Below are 18,142 nucleotides of genomic sequence, written 5' to 3' on the forward strand. Positions count from 1 at the left end.
CAGGCTCGCCCAAAACATCTTGGCTGCCCATCCGCTCGACAAACCAATCGCCAGCAAGATGCGCAGGGCCAACTGGAGCAAAGACTTCTTCTATGAACTCTTTACTCATATGCGATAGCCCTGCCTTTGAGGGGGAGATGTCCGGCAGGACAGAGGGGGGCGCCGTAGAACTCGGCGGCAGCGATTGGCGAACACTGTTCCATCAATCGCCCTCGTCCTCATACCCAACAAGATGCAGCGGCCGCGCGGCGATGCCCTCCAACTCGCACCAGCGCACCAGCGCTTCCTCGCGGCCATGCGTCACCCAGACCTCCTCGGCGCCGGTTTCCTTGATCGTGGCGATGAGCTCGTCCCAGTCGGCATGGTCGGAAATGATCAGCGGCAGCTCGACGCCGCCCTGCTTGGCGCGCTGACGGATGCGCATCCAACCTGAAGCGAAGCAGGCGATCGGGTCGGGGAAGCGCCGCGCCCAGCGGTCGGCGAAGGCGGCCGGCGGCCCGACGACGATGGCGCCTTCGAAATCGGCCTTGCCGCCGCTTTCCACCGTCGCTGGTTCGAGTTGCCCCAGATCGATGCCTTGGCTCTGGTAATATTCGCTGAGCTTGGCCAGCGCGCCGTGGATGTAGATCGGCCTGTCGTAACCGGCCTCGCGCAGCAGCCGCATGACGCGCTGCGCCTTGCCCAGCGCATAGGCGCCGATCAGGTGCGAACGCTCGGGAAATTGCATCGCCGATTTGAGCAGGCGCGCGATCTCCTCATGGTCCGGCGGGTGCCGGAACACCGGCAGCCCGAAGGTCGCCTCGGTGATGAAGACATCGCAAGGCACCGGCTCGAACGGCAGGCAGGTAGCGTCCTTCTGGCGCTTGTAGTCGCCGGAGGCGACGATGCGCAGGCCCTGATGCTCGACGACGATCTGCACCGAACCCAGCACATGCCCGGCCGGATGGAAAGTGACGGAGACGCCGTTGATATCGATCGTCTCGCCGATGACGGCTGCCTGCGTGGTTTCGGCGAAATCCTCGCCATAGCGCAGACCCATGATGTCGAGCGTTTGCTGTGTGGCAAGCACCGAGCGGTGGCCTGAGCGCGCATGATCGGAATGGCCGTGCGTGATCAGCGCGCGGCTGACCGGCCGCACCGGATCGATGAAGAAATCGCCTGGCGGGCAGTAGAGCCCTTCGGGTCGTGGCTTGAGCAGGTCGCTGGCGCGCATGGCCTTGAACATAGTGGCTAAATTCGACGCGGGAAGCCTGTTGCAACAGACTGCTGACTCGTCCTACAGCCGGCCGCCGGTTCGCACACCGGCGGGATCAACGGAACCATGAAACCATTTCAAGCCTCGTCCGGCGATTTGAACGCCGACCGTCGCGCCGACTTTGCCGAGATGCTGCTGGCCTCCGGCGAGCCTGCGCAGGCGGCGGAGCTTTTGCTTGGCGCGCTGGAGCTGGCGCCGCAATGGACGGCGGGCTGGTTCCGGCTCGGCGAGATGCAGGAAGCCGCACGTTTTCCCCACCAGGCCGCGCACGCATGGGCGATGGCCATGAAGCTCGATCCCGCGGACCGGCTGGGTTCCGCGCTCAAGCTGCAACTGATCGGTCATGCGCCGGTGGCAGCGGCTCCGCCCAGCGCTTTCGTCGAGACCCTGTTCGATCACTATGCCGACAGTTTCGAGCAATCGCTGGTCGGGAAACTCCGCTATCGGATGCCCGAGTTTCTCGAGCGCGCCATTCGCGCGGCGAGCCCGAGCCGGTTCCGGCTGGCGCTCGACCTCGGCTGCGGCACCGGCCTGATGGGCGAAAGGCTGCGCCCGATCGTCGACCGGCTGGAAGGCTATGACATTTCGAGCAGCATGTTGCGGAAGGCGCGCGCCAAAGGCATCTACGACCGGCTTTCCAAGTCCGATCTCCAGCATTTCTGTCGACCCGACGCGAAAGCCGACCTCGTGGTCGCCGCCGACGTGTTCATCTATGTCGGGGCGCTCGAACGCATTGTTGGAGCAGTTGCCGACAGTCTGGTCGATGAAGGGCTCTGTGCGTTCTCGGTCGAGACATTTGCCGGTGGCGATGACTTTGCATTGCTGCCCTCGCGGCGCTACGCGCATTCCGAGGCTTATGTGCGGCACGTTCTCGCCGACAGCGGGTTTGCGATCCTGTCGCTGGAAAGCACGACCATCCGGCATGACCGCGGCGAGGCCGTAGGAGGCCTTGCTGTAATAGCCCGTCGCAGGCCGGCGGAATGAGGGCGACGGCTGCTCGCGAAAAAGCCCGAATCGCGTGTCGGCTTAGGCTTGGGCGATATGGCACGGAGAATTACCATGCGCTGGACCATGGCTGTGTTGGCATCTTGCCTGATGACGGCCGGCTGCGTTGGCGGCACTTCGATGGCGGAGCGCCAGGACGAAAACGTCCAATCCTCGCTGCAATATGACAGCGTGCCCTGCGACCAGCTGCTGGCCAACCGCAACGCGCTGGCGCAGCAATACAATCTGCCGGTCACCGCAAAACCGGCTTTCTCCAATCCGGCGATGGGTTTTGGCCCGTTCACGCCGGACATGCGCTCCAGGGCGCAGCGCGACAGCGACAAGGCGAGCGGCGAGATCGACGCAATGAACCGCTCGATCGAACGGCGCGATTGCGGCAAGCCGAAGAAGAAGGACAAGTTCGCGCTGCCGGGCTCGAAGCCGGCGTCTGCTCAGTAACCCGCTTCGCGATCGACGACGTTTTCGAGCTTTTCGCCGCGCTCGAAGGCGGCCATCTGCCGAAGCATGATCGGCACCAGATGGGCCGGGTCCGAGGTCGCCGCCGCATGCGGCGTCACGAACACTTTCGGATGGCTCCACAACGGGCTCGTCTTGGGCAGCGGCTCGACCTCGAACACGTCCAGGCTCGCTTCCTTCAGCGTGCCGTCTTCCAGCGCGCGCAGGATGTCGGCATCCTTCTGCAGCCGCCCGCGCCCGGCGTTGATCAGCACCGAGCCGCCGAGGCCGTTGCGTTTGCGCAATTCCTTCAGAACGGCGTAATTGACGATGCCTTGCGTGCGCGGCGTCAGCGGCAACAGCACCACCAGGATGTCGGTGGCGTTGAGGAAGGGGATCAGCCCGCCTTCGCCGAAATAGGTCGAGACCCCCTGCATCGGGTGCTCGGTTCGCGACCAGCCGTTCACGGCGAAGCCTAGCGCCAAAAGCACCGATGCCGCGGCGCGGCCAAGGTTGCCGAGACCCATGATGCCGACGGAGATGTCGCCGGCCGGGCGTTGCGGCGGCTCGTGCCAGGTCTTCTTCTGCTGCTGCGCTCGGTAGAGCATGCCCTGGCGATGGTGGTCGAGCACGCGCCAGACGACATACTCGGTCATGTATTGCGTGAGATTGTCGGCAACGACCCGGACGATCGGCACCTCGGGCAGGCCGGGGTCGGCGAAGATATGGTCGACGCCTGCGCCGATCGAGAAGATGGCGCGCAAATTGGGCAGCGACGACAACAGATTCGGTTTCTGCTTCCACACCACTGCATAAGCGATCGAGGGATCGCTCGGACCATCGGGCTCCAGCACCACCTCGCGCTCGGCCGCGAGCAGTTCGCGCCAGCGCTGCGGGTGAAAGCCGGTGAGGGCAAGCAAGACTTTGCCTTTTTCCATTCGTGGAGTGTCTTTCCTGTATTTCCAGCCTACTCGCTGACAACCCCGGTCGGTGCCGTTTCGATCCGGAACGCGGCCGAGATCAGCGCCCTCGTATAGTCGGTTTGCGGGCGGTCGAAAATCTGTTCGGACGGCCCGGCTTCGACGATCTGACCATTGCGCATGACGATCACGTCGTTGGCAAGGGCGCGGATGACCTTCAGGTCGTGGCTGATGAAGAGATAGGCGAGGTTGTGCCTGGCCTGCAGGTTGCGCAACAGATCGACCACCTGCGCCTGCACGCTCATGTCGAGCGCCGAGGTCGGCTCGTCGAGCATGACGAAGCGCGGGTTGAGCACCATGGCGCGTGCGATGGCGACGCGCTGGCGCTGGCCGCCCGAGAATTCATGCGGATAGCGGTGACGCGTCTCCGGGTCGAGACCGACTTCCTTCAGCACCTCGACGACCTTGTCGTCGCGCTCATCGGGCGAGAGTTTCGGCGCGTGGATCTTCAGCCCTTCCTCGATGATCTCCGCGACCGACATGCGCGGGCTCAAGGATCCGAACGGGTCCTGGAAGACGATCTGCAGTTCGCGCCGCAGCGGCCGCATGGCGCTGAAGGAAAGCTGGTTGATGTCGCGCCCGTTGAAGTTGATCGCGCCCGTGGACGAGATCATCCGCGCGAGCGCCAGGCCGAGCGTCGTCTTGCCGGAGCCGGATTCACCGACGACGCCGAGCGTCTGGCCGGCGCGCACGGTAACGTCGATGCCGTCCACCGCCTTCACATGGTCGACGGTGCGGCGGAAGAAGCCCCGCTTGATCGGGAACCAGACCTTGATGTCCTTGCCGGTCATCACCGCCGTGGCATCGGCATTCGCCGCCGGCGGTTTGCCCTTCGGCTCGGCGGCCAAGAGGTGCTTGGTATAGGCGTGTTGCGGGTTGGCGAAGATCTCCTTGGTCGGCCCGGTCTCGACTATTTTGCCCTTCGTCATGACGCAGACGCGGTCGGCGATCTTTCTGACGATGCCGAGGTCATGGGTGATGAATAGCATCGACATGCGCTTGCGGCTTTTCAGGCCGGCGAGCAGTTCGAGGATCTGCGCCTGCACGGTCACGTCGAGCGCCGTCGTCGGCTCGTCGGCGATCAAGAGTTCCGGCTCGTTGGCCAAGGCCATGGCGATCATGACGCGCTGGCGCTGGCCGCCGGAGAGCTGGTGCGGATAGGCATCGAGCCGCTTCTGCGGGTCGCGTATGCCGACCTCGGTGAGCAGCTCCAACGTGCGAGCGTGGGCCTGGCGATCGCCCAGCCCCTGATGCAGCTTCAGGACCTCGACGATCTGCTGCTCGATCGTATGCAGCGGATTGAGCGAGGTCATCGGCTCCTGGAAGATCATGGTGATCTTGTTGCCGCGCACGCCGCGCAGCGTCCTTTCGTTGGCGTGGAGCAGGTCGGCGCCGTGGAACAGGATCTTTCCCGAGGGGTGGCTGGCCGACGGATAGGGCAACAGCTTCAGCACTGAGAGCGCGGAGACCGATTTGCCGGATCCGGATTCGCCGACCAGCGCGACCGTCTCGCCCTTGCCGATGTCGAAGGAGACGTGGTCGACGGCAATCGACTGCTTGCCGCCTTGCGCGAAGGCGACACTCAAATCGCGGACGGAAAGCAGAGGCTCGCTCATTTGAACGTCTTGCGCGGATCGAAGGCATCGCGCGTCGCCTCGCCGATGAAGACCAGCAGCGACAGCATCAGCGAAATCACGATGAAGCCCGAGATGCCGAGCCATGGCGCGTTGAGATTGCGTTGCGCCTGCTTCAGCAATTCGCCGAGCGAGGCCGAACCCGGCGGCAGGCCGAAGCCGAGATAGTCGAGCGAGGTCAGCGTCGAGATCGAGCCCGAGAGCAGGAAGGGCAGGAAGGTCAGCGTCGCCACCATGGCGTTGGGCAGGAGATGGCGGAACATGATGGTGAGGTTGGGCACGCCAAGCGCGCGCGCCGCGTTGACATATTCGAAGTTGCGCGCGCGCAGGAACTCGGCCCGCACTACGCCGACCAGCGCCACCCAGGAGAACAGCAGCATCAGGCCGAGCAGAATGAAGAAGCCGGGCGGCAGGATGGCGGAGACGATGAGCAGCAGATAAAGCACCGGGATCGCCGACCAGATCTCGATGAAGCGCTGGAACAGAAGGTCCGTCCAGCCGCCGAAATAGCCTTGCACCGCGCCCGCCGCGACGCCGATCAGCGAGGAGCCGAGCGTCAGGATCAGCCCGAACAGCACCGAGATGCGGAAGCCGTAAAGCACGCGTGCCAGCACGTCCCGCGCCTGGTCGTCGGTGCCCAGCCAATTCCAGTTGCCGACGACGCAGTTGGGATCGGCTTCGCCCTGCGGATACTGGCTGCAGCGCGTCTTCTTGTCGTAAAGCCATGACGGCTTGGCGGGTGCGGCTTCAGGGATGGCGTTGTTGACCGTTTGGTAGGAGTAGCGGACCGGCGGCCAGATCATCCAGCCATTGGCATTGATCTCGTCCTGGATCACCGGATCGCGATAGTCCGTGACGGCATAGAAGCCGCCGAATTTCTCCTCCGGATACGCGACCAGCACCGGAAACAGGATCTCGCCCTTGTAGGAGGCGATGATGGGCTTGTCGTTGGCGATCAATTCGGAAAACAGCGACAGCACGAACAGCAACAGGAAGATCCACAGCGACCAGTAGCCGCGCCGGTTCGCCTTGAAGTTTTGCAGCCGCCGCTGATTGAGCGGCGACAACCACGGCCGGGCGGCGCGGGCCGGCTTGGTTTCTGCCGAAGCTGCCGTCATCAGACGTCTCTCCGCTCGAAATCGATGCGCGGATCGACCCAGGTGTAGATCAGGTCCGAGAGCAGGGCGACGAACAGGCCGAGCAGCGAGAAGATGTAGAGATTGGCGAAGACCACCGGATAGTCGCGGTCGATCACCGACTTGAAGCCGAGCAGGCCGAGCCCGTCGAGCGAGAAGATGTTCTCGATCAGCAGCGAGCCGGTGAAGAAGGCCGAGATGAAGGCTCCCGGGAACCCTGCGATAACGATCAGCATAGCGTTGCGGAAGACATGGCCGTATAGCACCTTGCGCTCCGAGAGACCCTTGGCGCGCGCCGTCACCACATATTGCTTGCGGATCTCCTCGAGGAACGAGTTCTTGGTCAAAAGCGTCGTCGTGGCGAAGGCCGACAGCACAAGCGCGGTCAGCGGCAGCGTCATGTGCCAGAAATAGTCGATGATCTTGTCCGGCCAGGACAACTGGTCCCAATTGTCGGAAACGATGCCGCGCAGCGGGAACCAATCCCAGAACGAGCCGCCGGCAAACAGCACCATCAAAAGGATGCCGAACAGGAAGCCCGGGATGGCGTAGCCGACGATCACCACGCCGCTCGTCCAGACATCGAAGGTCGAGCCGTCCTGCACCGCCTTGCGGATGCCGAGCGGGATCGAGATCAGGTAGGAGAGCAGCGTGATCCAGAGCCCGATCGAGATCGACACCGGCATCTTTTCCAGGATCAGGTCGAGCACCGAGATGTCGCGGAAATAGCTGTCGCCGAAGTCGAATCGGGCATAGTTCCACAGCATCATGCCGAAGCGCTCGAGCGGCGGCTTGTCGAAGCCGAACTGCTTTTCGAGCTTCTTGATGAATTCGGGATCCAACCCTTGAGCGCCGCGATACTTCGAGCCGACATCGCCGGCGACGTCGAAATTGGTGGCGCCCGCGTCGCCACCGCCGCCGCCCAGGCGATCGGTGCCGCCCTGGTTGGTGAGCTTGGCGATGACCTGCTCGACCGGGCCGCCCGGCGCGAACTGGATGACGGCGAACGAGATCGCCATGATGCCGAACAGCGTCGGGATCATCAGAAGGATGCGGCGCAGGATATAGGCGCCCATCAGATGTTGCCCTCCTTGGGGAAGACCACTGTATCTGGAGGTGCCCCCGAGGCAATCGCTTCAGACCAATTGTCGGCGTCGGCGCCGCCCCTCATCGTCCTGCCGGACATTTCTCCTCCTATAGTGACGGGGAGAAAGGGGCTGGCCGCAATCTCGGCACTTTCGCCACGCCGCTTGTGATTGGCGAAACCAAAGATGAAGGCTTCCCTCTCCCCGTCACTATACGGGGAGAGGATGCCGGCAGGCAGGTGAGGGGCGGCACCTTCGCCCGCATGAAAGTCACCCTTTGCCAATTTTCGCCGCCTTGCCCTTGTCGACCCACCACAGCGCTTCGACCGGAAAGCCGAAATCGGGCTTCTGCTCGGGAAAGCCGAACATGTCCCAATAGGCGCTTCGGTGATTCGCCAGATACCAACTTGGAATCCAATCGCGCCGAGCGCGCAAGGCCCGATCGAGCGCCCGCATGGCGACGGTGAGGCTCTCACGGTCCTTGGCCGCGCCGACGGCGTCGATCAGCGCGTCTATAGCCGGACTCGCTATGCCCGGCAGGTTCCGAGAGCCTGAAACCGACGCGCTTCGCGAATGGAAGAAGATCTCGAGGTCGTCGCGTGTCGGCGTGGCGCTGAAAGAGAAGGCGGCCGAGATCAGATCGAAATCGAAGGTCGATTGCCTAAGCTGGTATTGGGCGGAATCGACCAGCCGGATCGAAGCGTCGATGCCGATCGCCTTCATGTTGGCGACCCAGGGCGAATACACCTGCACGAAGGTCTCGTCTTCCACGAGGAACTCGGCGGGCAGCCGCGCGCCCTTGTCGTTGACGACGAAATCGCTGGAGCGTTTCCAGCCGGCTTCGGCAAGCAGCTTCGCCGCCTTACCAAGCAGTTTGCGGTCGCGTCCCGAGCCGTCCGAGGCTGGCTGCGTCACCGCTTCGCCGAAGGCCTCCGGCGGCAGCTTCTCGCGCAGGGGCTGCATCAGCGCGAGTTCTGGCGGCGGCGGCACGCCTTCGGCGCGAAAATCTGATTTCTCGAAGCAGGATTGCGAGCGCTCATAGGAGCCATAGAAGAAATTGCGTCGCGTCCATTCGAAGTCGAAGCAGAGCGCGATAGCCTGCCGAACGCGCGGGTCCTGGAACTGCGCGCGCCGTTGGTTGACGGCTGTCGCCTGCATCGACGGCACCGTCTCGGCCGGGAATTCGTGCTTCACCACCCTGCCGGCGGTAAAGGCCGGAAAGTTGTAAGCCGTCGCCCAGACGCGTGAGGTGAATTCCTCGCGATAGAGGATCTCGCCCTTCTTGAAGGCCTCGAAGCCGGCCGTGCGGTCCTGGTAGAATTCGATGCGGATACGCTGGAAATTGTTCTGGCCGCGGTTGACCGGCAGGTCGTTGCCCCAATAATCGGCCACCCGCTCGTACTCGATCCAGGCGCCCGCCGACCAGCGCCCGACCTTGTAGGCGCTTGAGCCGAGCGGCGGGTTGAGCTGGGACGAATCGAAGGGGTTGGCCGTAAAGAAGGCCTTCGACAGGATCGGAAACGCGACGACGTTCAGGATGGTACGGGCCGATTGCTTGCCGGAGAACTTGAGCTCGACCGTATGGGCGTCCTTCACCACCGCGTTGTCGAGATGCGTCAACGACAGCGAATAATCCGGATGCCCCTTGTCCTTCAGCAGTTTGAAGGTGAAGGCGACATCGTCGGCGGTGAGCGGCGTGCCGTCATGGAAGCGCGCCTGCGGGCGCAGCGAGAAGGTGAAGCCGTTGCGGTCGTCGGAAATTGTGACCCCGTCGGCGATCAGCCCATAGACGGCGTCAGGCTCGTCGAGCGCCCGCACCATCAGCGAATCGAAGCACATTTCCATGCGCTGCGGCGCATCGCTCTTGGGCACGAAGGAGTTCAGCGTGTTGAACGTCAAAGGGCTCTGGTTTTGGCCCCAGTTGGGCGGCGAGAAATTGAAGGTGCCGCCTTGCGGCGCATCGACGTTGACATAGTCGAAATGCGCGAAGTCAGGCTTGTATTTCAAATCGCCGAACGCCGACAGCCCATGCAATTTGACACCGGTCGGGGTCTGGGCGAAAGCCCGACCCGGCAGCAGCGCTGCGGCAGTCGTCGCCGCGCCGAGCGCCAGGAAGTCGCGACGAGGAAGCAATGTCTGCCGCCTCATCAGTTGCCCCTGTATTTGGCGGTCAATGCCTTTTCCTTCGCCGTATCGATCCACCAGGAGTCGATATCGGCGCCACGGTAGGAGGGCTGCTTTTCGGGCATGCCGAACTTGTTCCAGTAGGCAAGCCAGACCACCGCGCGGTAGTATTGCGGCACGGTATAGTAGTTCCACAACAGCACGCGATCGAGCGCGTGGGTCGCGGCGACGAGATCGTCGCGGTCGGTGGCGAAGATGACGCGGTCCACCAGCGCGTCGACGACCGGATCCTTGATGCCGGAGTAATTGCGCGATCCGGGTGAATCGGCGGACTTCGAACTCCAGAAATCGCGCTGTTCGTTGCCGGGCGAATCCGACTGCTGCAGCACGTTGGTGATGACGTCGTAGTCGAAATTGTTGACGCGGTTGACGTACTGGCTTGGGTCGATGATGCGCAGCGTCGCATCGACGCCGATCTTGCGCAGATTGGCGATATAGTTGCCGGAGAGGATCTGATCCGTGTCGGACGTGCCGAGGATCTCGAATTTGAACGGCGCGCCGGTCTTGGCGTTCATCATCTTGCCGCCCTTGATCACCCAGCCGGCCTGGGCGAAGAGGTCGACAGCCTGCTTCAGATATTTCCGCTCCGCTTGTGGTGAGTCGTAGACCGGCAGCTTGAATTCCTGGGTGAAAAGTTCAGGCGGCAGCTTGTCGCGATACTTCTCCAGGATTTCGAGTTCCTTGCCTTGCGGCAGACCGCTCGACGCGAGTTCCGTACCTTGGAAATAGCTTTGGGTGCGCGTGTTGGAATTGAAGAACAGCGTTCGGTTCATCGTCTCGAAGTCATAGGGATAGGTCAGCGCCTCGCGGACCCGGCGATCCTGGAACAGCGCCCGGCGCTGGTTCAGCATGAAGGCCTGCATCGGCTCCGGCGAAGTGGTCTTGAATTCCTTTTTGATCACGTCGCCGGCGTTCACCGCCGGAAAGTTGTAAGCCGTCGCCCAGCGCCGCGAGCTGTTTTCGGCCTTGATGTCGTCTAGCCCGCCCTTGGTAAAGGCCTGCCACGCAGCATTCTCGTCCAGTATGTAGGTGAAGCGCTGGGTGTCGAAGTTCTCCCGGCCGATCTTCACCGGCAGCTTGGCGCCCCAGTAATCAGCCACGCGCTGCCAGACGATCTCGGAACCCGGCTTGAAGCTGGCGATCTTGTAGGCGGCTGATCCCAGCGGCGGCTCGAGAGTCGGCCTGGTGATGTCGCGCTTCTTGCCGCTGGCATCGGTGCCCTCCCACCAGTGCTTCGGCAGGACGACCAGATCGCCGATAATCTTGGGCAGCTCGCGGTTGCCCTTCTGGTTGAAATGAAACTCGACCTCGCGGTCGGAAATCGCCACCGCGTCGGTAACGTTCTCGAAATAGCGGTTGTATTGGGGGGCGTTGGCCTTCAGCACCTGGAACGACCAGACCACATCGTCGACGGTGATCGGCTGGCCGTCATGCCATTTCGCTCGCCGGTCGAGCCGGTAGGTCGCAGAGGAATAGTCGGGCGGGTATTTATAGGCCTCGGCAACCAGCGGGTGGCTGACGCTGCCCTCGTCGGTCGCCTGGTCCATCAGCGTGTCGTAGAGCAGGCCGCCGCCGAACCCGGCGAGCCCCGCGGCCGGCGACCCCGGCACGATATAGGGATTGAAGCTGTCGAAAGTGCCGACAACGACGGAATCGTGGGCGCCACCCTTGGGAGCGTCCGGATTGACATAGTCGTAGCGTTGGAAATTTTCGCCGTATTTGGACGGGCCGGTCAGCGAGGACGTGGTGTGCCACTCATCAGCGAGGCTGGCCTGCAGGCTGGCGGCGAAGGCGATCGCCAGCATCGATGCGAAAAACGTCCGGGAGCGGCCGACCGTCATGCGTTCTCCTCGTCGCAACAGTACCCACCGGCAATCTAGATCATTTGACGCCGGTGAAAACCGCAAGCGCCGGCTTTTGTCTCAGCATATGCGGCTTTCCTAACAAAAAAGCCGGGATGAACCCGGCTTTTCCAAGGTGTCTTTATGACGAAATGTTTATTGCGCCGGCGCAACCGGCTTGGCCGGGGCGGCACCTTCGGCCGGCTTTGCCGGAGCCGCACCTTCGGCCGGCTTGGCGGGTGCGGCACCTGTGGCCGGCTTCGCCGCGGCGGCGCCTTCGGCGGGCTTGGCTTCCGCCGAAGCGCCCGGCTGCGGCAGCGGCTTCGGATTGTCCGACAGCGTGCGCAGATAGGCGATCACGTTGGCGCGGTCCTCGTCCTTCGGCAGGCCGGCAAAGCCCATCGCCGTGCCCTTCACGAACTTCTTCGGCGCGTTGATGAAGTGGTTGAGGTTGTCGTAGGTCCACTTCTCGGCGCCGCCCTTGGAAAAATCCTTCATGCCGGCCGAATAGGCGAAGCCCTCATGCTCGGCGACGGGGCGATCGATGATGTCCCAGAGGTCCGGACCGACCTTGTTGGGGCCGCCCTTTTCGCCGGAATGGCAGGCCTGGCACTTCTTGAAAATGGCGGCGCCCGTCTCGGCATTGGCGGTGGCGAGCAGGTCGGCGATCGGCTTGGCTTCGGCCGCGGGCGCGGCAGCGCCGCCGCCTTCGGCCGGCTCGGCCGCCTCGATGGCGAAGCCCGGCTTCTCGGGAGCGGGGGAGGCAAACAGCCCGTCGGAAACGATGCCCACGGAAAAGACGACGAAACAGGTTCCGAGGAATCCGGCGAGCAGCTTGTTGACTTCGTTGGAATCCATACGCCCCTTGCTCCCTTTTCCGGCGGACCGTCCCGTCCACTCCGTCCGTCGGTATAGCGAAGGCCCCAACGGGCCCGTTAAATCGCGCGGAAACTAGGTCTTTTGCTTCGTCGTTGCAACACCTATAAGGGCGCTTCCAGTGAGACGTTTTGCCACTTTTCCATCCGCTTCCCCGGCTGTCCCAGAAGTCCCATGTCGACATTGATCCTGATCCCCGCCCGCATGGCCTCGACGCGCCTGCCGGGCAAGCCGCTGGCCGACATCGCCGGCGCGCCGATGATCGTCCATGTCGCCCGCCGCGGCGCCGAGGCTGGGCTCGGCCGTGTGGTGGTGGCGACCGACACCGAAGCGGTCGCCTCGGCGGTAAGGGATCACGGTTTCGAGGCGGTGATGACGCGCGCGGACCACGAATCGGGATCCGACCGCATCTTCGAGGCGCTCACCGTGCTGGACCCGGAGAAAAAGGTCGAAACCATCGTCAACGTCCAGGGCGATCTGCCGACCATCGATCCTGAGATCATCGGCGCATCGCTGCGGCCCTTCGCCGACCCGTCGGTCGACATAGCCACGCTCGGCGTCGAGATTGTGCGCGACGAGGAAAGGACCAATCCGAACGTGGTCAAGATCGTCGGCTCGCCGCTCTCGGCGACAAGGCTGAAGGCGCTCTATTTCACGCGCGCCACGGCGCCGTGGGGGGAGGGCCCGCTCTATCACCACATCGGCCTCTATGCCTACCGCCGGACAGCGCTGGAACGTTTCGTGGCGCTGAAGCCGTCGCCGCTCGAACGCCGTGAGCGGCTGGAGCAGCTGCGGGCGCTGGAAGCCGGCATGCGCATCGATGCCGAGATCGTCCGGTCGCTGCCGCTCGGCGTCGACACGCCCGACGATCTCGAGCGCGCCAGGCAAATTCTTTCAAACTGAGACATCCGTAAGCGAGACCTTGGCGCATGCCTGAAAAGACCAACAGAATATCCTTCCAGGGCGAGCCGGGCGCTAATTCCGATACCGCTTGCCGCAACATGTTCCCCTCGATGGAGCCGTTGCCCTGTCCCACCTTCGAAGACGCCTTCAACGCGGTCGAGACCGGCAAGGCCGAGCTCGCCATGATCCCGATCGAGAACACGATTGCCGGGCGCGTCGCCGACATCCATCATCTTTTGCCGGAATCGCGCCTGCACATCGTCGGCGAGTATTTCCTGCCCATCCATTTCCAGCTGATGGTGCTGCCGGGCGTGAAACGCGAAGAGATCAGAAGCGTGCACAGCCATATCCATGCCCTTGGCCAATGCCGCAAATACATCCGCAAGAATGGCTGGAAGCCGGTTGTCGCCGGCGACACGGCGGGATCGGCCAAGATGGTCTCCGAGGTCAAGGACCGCACGATGGCGGCACTTGCGCCTGCGCTTGCCGCCGAGCTCTACGGCCTCGACATCATCGAGAAGAATGTCGAGGACACCGACTCGAACGTCACCCGCTTCGTCGTGCTGACCAAGAACAAGCAATGGGCCGAGCGCCCCTCGCTGGAAGCCAAGATGATGACCACCTTCATCTTCCGCGTCCGCAACGTGCCGGCCGCGCTCTACAAGGCCATGGGCGGCTTCGCCACCAACGGCATCAACATGACCAAGCTCGAGAGCTACCAGCTCGGCGCTTTCACAGCGACGCTGTTTTATGCCGACATCGAGGGCCACCCCGATGATCCGCTGGTCAAGCTGGCGCTCGACGAATTGCGCTTCTTCTCGCGCGAGATGCGCATTCTCGGCGTTTATCCGGCAAGCGCGTCGCGCGAGCAGTGGAAGGTCGCCGATTAGGCCCGGGTCGCGCTAAAAGCCCAGCGGCACGTAGTCGATCTCCATGAACGCCTCGACCTCAGGCAGCCAGCGGTAGCGCACGAAGGCGACGTGGTCGGGATGCTCGTTGTATCTGGTGTAGGCAGCCTGGTCGGCGAACTCCATCGAGAAGCCGAACTGATAGTCGTTCTTGGGGCTCACTTGGCGCAGCTGCTCGAAATGCGTCACACCCTTGATCCCCGTCAGGATCTTCTTGGCATCGTGGAGGAACCGCTTCGCCTCCAGCGAATGCGGCGGATGCTTCAGCGTGAACACGACGGTATGACGGATCATTTCTCGGCTCCTATTCGCTGTTGATCCAGGCGCGGATGAGGTGGTGGGCGATCGCTCCTTTCGGCGGCGTGATCAGGCCGCCGGGGTGCGTTCTCTCCAGCATCGAGCGCACCTCATCGCGCGAAAACCAGCGGCAGTCTTCGAGCTCGTTCAGGTCGGCCTGGATGTCCTCGTTGAGCGGCTCGCCGAAGCAGCCGATCATCAGCGAATAGGGGAACGGCCAGGGCTGGCTGGCGTGGTAGACGACGCGGCCGAGCCGGATTCCGGCCTCCTCCAGCGTCTCGCGGCGCACCGCCGCCTCGATCGTCTCGCCGGGCTCGATGAAGCCGGCAAGGGCCGAATACATGCCGGGCCCGAAATGCCGGCCGCGCCCGAGCAGGCATTTCTCGCGCGTCGCCGTCAGCATGATCGCCACCGGATCGGTGCGCGGGAAGTGGTCGGTGCCGCAGGCCGGGCAATGCCGCCTGTAGCCGCCGGCGCGCATCTCCGAGCGATTGCCGCATTTGCTGCAGAAAGCGTGGCTGGCATGCCAGGCCAGCAGCGCAGCGCCTTGCGCCAGCGCACCGGCCGCCGCTTCGTCGATCAGCCCTTGCATATAGACGGAGCGGTAGTCGATCGCCTTCACCGTTTCCGGCAGATTTTCCGGTTCGATCCCGGCGGGCACCGCCAGCACCGGGCCGCTCTCCGAGAGGCCGAGCAGCACGCCGCCGTCGAGCGAAACCTCGAAGGCCTCGCTTTCCGCCGCCTCGAACCATGGGTCGAATTTGCCGTCGTCGAGCTTCAGATAAAGCCTGCCGCCATGCATCAGCATCAGCCGCGCCGATCGCTCGCCAAGCGCCTTCTCGACCGCGTCGTCGGCGCGGTTTTCCGATTGCCGATCGATCCGGTTGCCGGCGAAACCGACGAATTGGCTCGGCTCGCGCAAAGGCGCGTCAAACAGACGAAAGTTCATAGGAGACTCGAGGAAAGCGCGGGGTGGACACTGATGGGCTTATAGCGCTGCCTTGATCTTTTCGGCAAACCGGCGGATGTCGGAGCGCTCATACGGCTCGCGCATGCCATGCCCCCAGACCGGCCCTGGCCAGCCGGGGTCGCTCTCGCTGCGGGCGATGACATGGACGTGCAGCTGGCGCACGATGTTGCCGAGCGCCCCGGTGTTGATCTTGGTGCAGCCGGTCACCCGCTTCAGCGCGTGCGCCACCATATTGGTCTCGAAGGTCAGCATCGTCTGGTCGAGCGGCGTCAGGTCGTGGATTTCCTCCACGCCCGGCCGCTGCGGCACCAGGACCAGCCACGGCCAGCGGCGATCGTTCATCAGCCGGAGCTCGCACAGGCCGAGCCACATGAGCTGCTCACTGTCCGCCTCCAATCGGGCGTCCAGTGTGAAACCGGCCTTTAGGCCAGGCAGCATGGGCGTTTCCCTCACTTTTCGAGAATGCTTCAAACCCTGAACGCTAGAGCGACGGCAAGGTGGCTGCAAGCGAATCATTGACCGCTCCTGCGGATTTGAAGGTCGTCTGCACCGCATGGCCTGGCCGGTGATCCACTACGACCCTTGCATTTCGCCGCTGAATTGCCGATATGGAGCTTGGGAGGTTGGTGGTGGACGATCCACTCGCCAACCGGGTCAGGTCCGGAAGGAAGCAGCCCTAACGAGCCCGGAACGGGTCATTGTTCCAGCCTCCCGCCTCTTCGCCTTTCTCCCGCGACATTGACGGCGCCGAGCCGTGCGGGCGAGACTATGCGCAGGAATCGGCCGCCTTCCGTCGCGGTCCTTGGAGCTTTTGACGGCGAATGAGCGAAGCCGGAAATTCGGGGCCAGAAAGCCTGGAGACAGGAAAGGCCGGCGCCTATCGCGTGCTGGCGCGCAAATACCGCCCCTCCAATTTCTCCGAACTGATCGGCCAGGAGCCGATGGTCCGCACGCTCACCAATGCCTTCGCCACTGGCCGCATCGCCCAGGCCTGGATGCTGACCGGCGTGCGCGGTGTCGGCAAGACGACAACGGCGCGCATTCTCGCACGCGCCCTGAACTATAAAACCGCCACCGTCGACCAGCCCTCCGTCGACCTTTCGACCCCCGGCGAGCATTGCCAGGCGATCATGGAGGGCCGCCATGTCGACGTCATCGAGATGGACGCGGCTTCCCATACCGGCATCGACGACATCAGGGACATCATCGACCGCGTCCGCTACGCGCCGGTCTCGGCCCGCTACAAGGTCTACATCATCGACGAAGTGCACATGCTCTCCACCCAGGCCTTCAACGGCCTGTTGAAGACGCTGGAAGAGCCGCCGCCGCATGTCAAATTCATCTTCGCCACCACCGAGATCCGCAAGGTGCCGATCACGGTTCTGTCGCGCTGTCAGCGCTTCGACCTGAGGCGCATCGATGCCGGCGCGCTCGTCGCGCATCTTTCCTCGATTGCCGCCAAGGAAGGCATTTCCGTCGATGATGAGGCTTTGGCGATGATTGCGCGGGCCGCCGAGGGCTCGGCACGCGATTCGCTCTCCATCCTCGATCAGGCGATCGCCCATGGCAGCGGCACCGTCAGCGCTGACGCCGTTCGCGCCATGCTGGGCTTGGCCGACCGCGCCCGCATCATCGACCTGTTCGACCACGTCATGAAGGGCGATGTTGCAGCGGCCTTGTCCGAATTCCGCGCGCAATACGATACCGGCGCCGATCCGGCCGCGGTGCTCACCGACCTGGCGGAATTCAACCACCTCGTTACGCGTCTGCGGTTCGTGCCGGTCGCGGCCAATGATGCCTCGCTCTCCGAGGACGAGCGGCGGCGCGGCGCCGAATTTGCGAGCACGCTGTCCGTGCGCGTGCTCTCGCGAACCTGGCAGATGCTCTTGAAAGGCATTCCCGAGGTGCAGTCCTCCAACCGTCCGGTCAGCGCCGGCGAGATGGTGCTGATCCGGCTGGCGCACGCCGCCGACCTGCCGACGCTGGACGAAGCGCTGAAATCGCTCGAGGGGGCGGCCCCTGTGCCGAATGGCGCTCCGCGCGCCAATGGAGCGCCGGCAAGCAGTGGCGGCGGCACAAATGCCGTGGCGCCGGCGCGGATGCCGGCCTCTAACGGCGGAGGGCAGACCATGCGGCTGGTCGAGATGCAGCCCGCGCCCGCCGCCTTCGTCCCGGCGCCCGAACCGGTCATCGAAACACCGGCCGTTCCGGTGAAGTCGCTGGCCGACATCGTGGCCCTTGCCGATGCCAACCGCGACATCGCCTTCAAGGTGTTGGTCAAGCGCTGCGTGCGGCTGGTGCGCATCGAGCCTGGCCGCATCGACGTCAGCCTGACCGCCGATGCGCCCAAGATGCTGCTCAACGACCTGACCTCCAAGCTGCGTGCCTGGACCGGCCGCAACTGGCTGGTCTCGCTGTCGAAGGAAGAGGGTAGCCAGACGCTGGCCGAGATGGAGACGACCAAGCGCGAGAACGCCTTCTCCGATGCCAGGAGCGATCCGACCGTCGCCGCCATCCTCGCTCGCTTTCCCGGCGCCAAGATCATCGATGTGCGCATTCCGGATGTGCCGGAAGCGGAAGGCGCTGACGCCGACCTGCCGGTTGAGCCGGCTGCCGACGACGAAGAGATTTAG

Annotated in this window: 17 protein-coding genes and 1 other RNA gene; 6 read left to right on the top strand and 12 right to left on the bottom strand. The window is 63.7% G+C overall.

Annotated features, from left to right (window positions below; all coding sequences use genetic code 11):
- Positions 1-202: 202 nt before the first annotated feature.
- Positions 203-1,213, bottom strand: a complete 1,011-nt coding sequence (locus A9K71_RS13860) for a ligase-associated DNA damage response exonuclease (RefSeq protein WP_066996471.1) — start codon at positions 1,211-1,213, stop codon at positions 203-205.
- Positions 1,214-1,321: 108 nt separating this feature from the next.
- Between A9K71_RS13860 and A9K71_RS13865 the strand changes: the two genes are divergently transcribed.
- Both A9K71_RS13865 and A9K71_RS13870 read left to right on the top strand, forming a co-directional pair.
- The gene (locus A9K71_RS13865; protein WP_066996212.1) at positions 1,322-2,239 is read left to right on the top strand and encodes a methyltransferase domain-containing protein; all 918 of its coding nucleotides are present in this window, start codon (positions 1,322-1,324) and stop codon (positions 2,237-2,239) included.
- Positions 2,240-2,314: 75 nt separating this feature from the next.
- On the top strand, positions 2,315-2,698 hold the full coding sequence (locus A9K71_RS13870; RefSeq protein ID WP_066996215.1) for a hypothetical protein: 384 nt from the start codon (positions 2,315-2,317) through the stop codon (positions 2,696-2,698).
- On the opposite strand, the gene A9K71_RS13875 is transcribed toward A9K71_RS13870, so the two are convergent.
- From A9K71_RS13875 to A9K71_RS13910, 8 genes are all read right to left on the bottom strand, one after another.
- On the bottom strand, positions 2,692-3,633 hold the full coding sequence (locus tag A9K71_RS13875) for a glyoxylate/hydroxypyruvate reductase A (protein ID WP_066996218.1): 942 nt from the start codon (positions 3,631-3,633) through the stop codon (positions 2,692-2,694). The genes A9K71_RS13870 and A9K71_RS13875 overlap by 7 nt on opposite strands.
- Positions 3,634-3,662: 29 nt before the next feature.
- Positions 3,663-5,291 (bottom strand): ABC transporter ATP-binding protein, encoded by a 1,629-nt coding sequence (locus A9K71_RS13880; RefSeq protein WP_066996221.1) that lies wholly within the window; start codon positions 5,289-5,291, stop codon positions 3,663-3,665.
- On the bottom strand, positions 5,288-6,427 hold the full coding sequence (locus A9K71_RS13885) for an ABC transporter permease (RefSeq protein ID WP_066996224.1): 1,140 nt from the start codon (positions 6,425-6,427) through the stop codon (positions 5,288-5,290). The genes A9K71_RS13880 and A9K71_RS13885 overlap by 4 nt, the downstream gene beginning before the upstream one ends.
- Positions 6,427-7,521, bottom strand: a complete 1,095-nt coding sequence (locus A9K71_RS13890; RefSeq protein WP_066996227.1) for a microcin C ABC transporter permease YejB — start codon at positions 7,519-7,521, stop codon at positions 6,427-6,429. Before A9K71_RS13890 ends, A9K71_RS13885 begins: the two co-directional genes overlap by 1 nt.
- Complete coding sequence (locus tag A9K71_RS13895) at positions 7,521-7,814, bottom strand: hypothetical protein (protein ID WP_066996230.1); 294 nt, start codon at positions 7,812-7,814, stop codon at positions 7,521-7,523. The genes A9K71_RS13890 and A9K71_RS13895 overlap by 1 nt, the downstream gene beginning before the upstream one ends.
- Entirely contained in the window at positions 7,801-9,678 is a 1,878-nt protein-coding gene (locus A9K71_RS13900; RefSeq protein ID WP_066996233.1) for an extracellular solute-binding protein, read from the bottom strand. The genes A9K71_RS13895 and A9K71_RS13900 overlap by 14 nt, the downstream gene beginning before the upstream one ends.
- Entirely contained in the window at positions 9,678-11,555 is a 1,878-nt protein-coding gene (locus A9K71_RS13905; protein ID WP_066996236.1) for an extracellular solute-binding protein, read from the bottom strand. The genes A9K71_RS13900 and A9K71_RS13905 overlap by 1 nt, the downstream gene beginning before the upstream one ends.
- Before the next feature lie 156 nt (positions 11,556-11,711).
- A complete protein-coding gene (locus A9K71_RS13910) occupies positions 11,712-12,413 on the bottom strand; it encodes a cytochrome c family protein (RefSeq protein WP_066996238.1) in 702 nt (233 codons plus the stop codon).
- 192 nt (positions 12,414-12,605) lie between these two features.
- On the opposite strand from A9K71_RS13910, the gene A9K71_RS13915 reads away from it, so the two are divergent.
- Positions 12,606-13,334: a 3-deoxy-manno-octulosonate cytidylyltransferase gene (locus A9K71_RS13915; protein WP_066996241.1), complete on the top strand. Its 729-nt coding sequence runs from the start codon at positions 12,606-12,608 to the stop codon at positions 13,332-13,334.
- A gap of 26 nt (positions 13,335-13,360) precedes the next feature.
- Positions 13,361-14,224: a prephenate dehydratase gene (locus A9K71_RS13920; RefSeq protein WP_066996244.1), complete on the top strand. Its 864-nt coding sequence runs from the start codon at positions 13,361-13,363 to the stop codon at positions 14,222-14,224.
- Positions 14,225-14,236: 12 nt separating this feature from the next.
- Here A9K71_RS13920 and A9K71_RS13925 read toward each other — a convergent pair whose 3' ends face one another.
- Genes A9K71_RS13925 through A9K71_RS13935 form a run of 3 tightly spaced genes read right to left on the bottom strand, consistent with a single transcriptional unit; the run spans position 14,237 to position 15,947 of the window.
- Positions 14,237-14,536, bottom strand: a complete 300-nt coding sequence (locus tag A9K71_RS13925) for a Dabb family protein (protein ID WP_066996247.1) — start codon at positions 14,534-14,536, stop codon at positions 14,237-14,239.
- 10 nt (positions 14,537-14,546) lie between these two features.
- On the bottom strand, positions 14,547-15,488 hold the full coding sequence (nudC, locus tag A9K71_RS13930; RefSeq protein WP_066996250.1) for an NAD(+) diphosphatase: 942 nt from the start codon (positions 15,486-15,488) through the stop codon (positions 14,547-14,549).
- A 39-nt stretch (positions 15,489-15,527) separates the two neighbouring features.
- On the bottom strand, positions 15,528-15,947 hold the full coding sequence (locus A9K71_RS13935) for an HIT family protein (protein ID WP_066996253.1): 420 nt from the start codon (positions 15,945-15,947) through the stop codon (positions 15,528-15,530).
- 180 nt (positions 15,948-16,127) lie between these two features.
- Here A9K71_RS13935 and ffs point away from each other — a divergent pair.
- An RNA gene (ffs, locus tag A9K71_RS13940) (signal recognition particle sRNA small type) lies at positions 16,128-16,224 on the top strand.
- Between the two features lie 106 nt (positions 16,225-16,330).
- Positions 16,331-18,142, top strand: a complete 1,812-nt coding sequence (locus A9K71_RS13945; protein WP_066996256.1) for a DNA polymerase III subunit gamma/tau — start codon at positions 16,331-16,333, stop codon at positions 18,140-18,142.

Source organism: Mesorhizobium sp. WSM3873, assembly GCF_001672445.1.
Lineage (GTDB): Bacteria > Pseudomonadota > Alphaproteobacteria > Rhizobiales > Rhizobiaceae > Mesorhizobium.

Coding starts and splice junctions, on each gene's coding strand:
- A9K71_RS13860 (WP_066996471.1), bottom strand. CDS start 1,213: ATGCGCGCCAGCGACCTGCTCAAGCCACGACCCGAAGGGCTCTACTGC.
- A9K71_RS13865 (WP_066996212.1), top strand. CDS start 1,322: ATGAAACCATTTCAAGCCTCGTCCGGCGATTTGAACGCCGACCGTCGC.
- A9K71_RS13870 (WP_066996215.1), top strand. CDS start 2,315: ATGCGCTGGACCATGGCTGTGTTGGCATCTTGCCTGATGACGGCCGGC.
- A9K71_RS13875 (WP_066996218.1), bottom strand. CDS start 3,633: ATGGAAAAAGGCAAAGTCTTGCTTGCCCTCACCGGCTTTCACCCGCAG.
- A9K71_RS13880 (WP_066996221.1), bottom strand. CDS start 5,291: ATGAGCGAGCCTCTGCTTTCCGTCCGCGATTTGAGTGTCGCCTTCGCG.
- A9K71_RS13885 (WP_066996224.1), bottom strand. CDS start 6,427: ATGACGGCAGCTTCGGCAGAAACCAAGCCGGCCCGCGCCGCCCGGCCG.
- A9K71_RS13890 (WP_066996227.1), bottom strand. CDS start 7,521: ATGGGCGCCTATATCCTGCGCCGCATCCTTCTGATGATCCCGACGCTG.
- A9K71_RS13900 (WP_066996233.1), bottom strand. CDS start 9,678: ATGAGGCGGCAGACATTGCTTCCTCGTCGCGACTTCCTGGCGCTCGGC.
- A9K71_RS13905 (WP_066996236.1), bottom strand. CDS start 11,555: ATGACGGTCGGCCGCTCCCGGACGTTTTTCGCATCGATGCTGGCGATC.
- A9K71_RS13910 (WP_066996238.1), bottom strand. CDS start 12,413: ATGGATTCCAACGAAGTCAACAAGCTGCTCGCCGGATTCCTCGGAACC.
- A9K71_RS13915 (WP_066996241.1), top strand. CDS start 12,606: ATGTCGACATTGATCCTGATCCCCGCCCGCATGGCCTCGACGCGCCTG.
- A9K71_RS13920 (WP_066996244.1), top strand. CDS start 13,361: ATGCCTGAAAAGACCAACAGAATATCCTTCCAGGGCGAGCCGGGCGCT.
- A9K71_RS13925 (WP_066996247.1), bottom strand. CDS start 14,536: ATGATCCGTCATACCGTCGTGTTCACGCTGAAGCATCCGCCGCATTCG.
- nudC (WP_066996250.1), bottom strand. CDS start 15,488: ATGAACTTTCGTCTGTTTGACGCGCCTTTGCGCGAGCCGAGCCAATTC.
- A9K71_RS13935 (WP_066996253.1), bottom strand. CDS start 15,947: ATGCTGCCTGGCCTAAAGGCCGGTTTCACACTGGACGCCCGATTGGAG.
- A9K71_RS13945 (WP_066996256.1), top strand. CDS start 16,331: ATGAGCGAAGCCGGAAATTCGGGGCCAGAAAGCCTGGAGACAGGAAAG.